The organism is Psychrilyobacter sp. (genome assembly GCF_049671765.1).
GTDB lineage: Bacteria > Fusobacteriota > Fusobacteriia > Fusobacteriales > Fusobacteriaceae > Psychrilyobacter.
Genome location: NZ_JBATVM010000135.1, coordinates 1 through 2,068 on the forward strand (window position 1 = coordinate 1; position 2,068 = coordinate 2,068).

The window sequence follows — 2,068 nt, forward strand, 5'->3', positions numbered from 1 at the left end:
ATCTAGAAAAATAGATTTTATAAGTTTTTCTTTGGATAGTTCCCACGTGTTAACCGGTTCTTTTTTAAATAAATTATATTTCATTTTTCACCTCTTTTTTTTATCTATCGACCAAAACAAATTTAGATTTGTTCTATTATTACTTAATATAAATTGTGGAATTTTTATTAAAATTATGTTACTATTTCAATAAATTTAAATTAAGGATGTGATTAAAATAATTAATTCAGTTTCTTTTTTACAAGTTTTCGGAATAATTTTAGTGGTTATGGGACATATTGGATATCCTAATTATATAGAAACTTTTCTTTTTCATTGGATTTATAGTTTCCATATGCCATTATTTTTATTTATATCAGGATATCTTTTTAAACATACTTATAAAGCAAATACTACTTATATTGATTTTATAAAGAAAAAAGTCGTCCGCTTAATTATTCCATATGTAATTATTTCCTCAATTGCATATGTACCTAAGTATATTTTGAATTCTTTTGCTATTAGAAAAGTTGAGCTAACTTTAAAAAGTTTTATACATAGGTTTTTTTATCCAGATACAAACCCAATTATATTTTTTTGGTTTTTACCAACGTTATTTATTATTTTAATAACTTTCTTTATTATTCAAAAATTGTTAAACGATAATAATTTTAAATATTCTTTAGAACTAGGACTTTTAATAACACTAGCCTTAAACTTAATTGTTAAATTTGATACTAAATTGTTAAATATTAATGGTGTCTTTCATTATTATTTTTTCTTTTATTTAGGCTATTACTTTTACTGTAAAGAAAAAATATTTTATAAAATATTTTTTTTGAAAACTAAAAATACTTTATTTTTACTCTTAGGAATAACTTTATTAAATACTTTTTTTTATACTCAGGAACTTCCGATACTAAATATAGTTATATCTATTTTAGGGATCTTTTTTAGTATTTCATTGGGAGAATTCTATAAAACAAATAATTTCAAATTTTTAAATCATTTATACGGTTTTTCATTTACTATATATTTACTTTCTTGGTTTCCACAAATTTTTATAAGGATAACTTTCTTTCAAATATTAAAATTGAATTTTTACGTTGGATTTATATTCTCTGTAGTTCTAGGAATATATGTTCCTTTTGTTATAGGATCCTTTATAAAAAATAAAGGTTTTAAACAGATTCAAAAATTAGTGGGTATATAGTAATTTTAAGGCATTAAATTTGTTTAATGCCTTTTTTATATCGACCTTCTACACAAGATAAATGTTAGATTTGTTTCCATTTTCCAATTACCATAAAATTAGCCGTTGTTATCGTTCCAGCATTATTATGAATAGTCACACTAGATGAATCTCTATCATCAGATACCACGACCTTATCATGTTGTGCCCCGCTACAAGTGGCTGTTACAGAGTATTCGCCAACAAAATTAAAGGGAAAGTTAATTCTAGCTTTAGTTGCACAAACCCCAGCTAGTATCATTACTCCATTATCATATGTTTGGCATATTCCTTCATCATTCAGCCCAGTGTTAAATTCCGACACGGTCATAAAATTCTTTATTTGTTCTGCGTTATTTTTTATCGCGCTTTTATTTGTGTTTGTTAATCGAGTAGCTACTAATCCCTTGTCATAAGCTGTTTTTACAGCATATGCTGAAGCTACCAATACTTTACTAGTTGAAGTAACTACATGAGAGAAACTTCTATTAAATGCATCTTTTTTAGTGAATTTAGGTTCTTTTCCACTTGCTAAACTATATGCTTCATTTGCTTTTATTTGAGCTGAATTAGCAGTATTTTGAGCTGTTATAGCTTTACTTAATGCTGCTGCGCCTTTATCATAAGCAATCTTTACCGCATATGCTGAAGCTACTAATACTTTACTAGTTGAACTAATTACATGAGAAAAGCTTCTATTAAAAGCAGTTTTCTTAGTAAATGCTGCTTCTCCACCTAGATCAGTAGCTCTTTTATTTCCTTCCATTACTGTTCCTAGAGTAGTTCCAAATGATTTATTGAAAGCTCCATTCTTATTAAAAATATTTTCCTTAGTTACCAAACCTTCTACAAGATCTT

General features: G+C 26.1%; 2 protein-coding genes. One reads left to right on the plus strand and one right to left on the minus strand.

What is annotated here, in order from left to right; translation table 11 throughout:
• Positions 1–208: 208 nt before the first annotated feature.
• Positions 209–1,192 carry an acyltransferase family protein gene (locus WBG30_RS06615; protein ID WP_424503853.1) on the plus strand — a complete coding sequence of 328 codons (984 nt, stop codon included), beginning with the start codon at positions 209–211 and terminating at the stop codon, positions 1,190–1,192.
• 64 nt (positions 1,193–1,256) lie between these two features.
• On the opposite strand, the gene WBG30_RS06620 is transcribed toward WBG30_RS06615, so the two are convergent.
• Positions 1,257–2,068: hypothetical protein (locus WBG30_RS06620; RefSeq protein WP_424503854.1), on the minus strand; the 812-nt coding region annotated here is incomplete at its 5' end.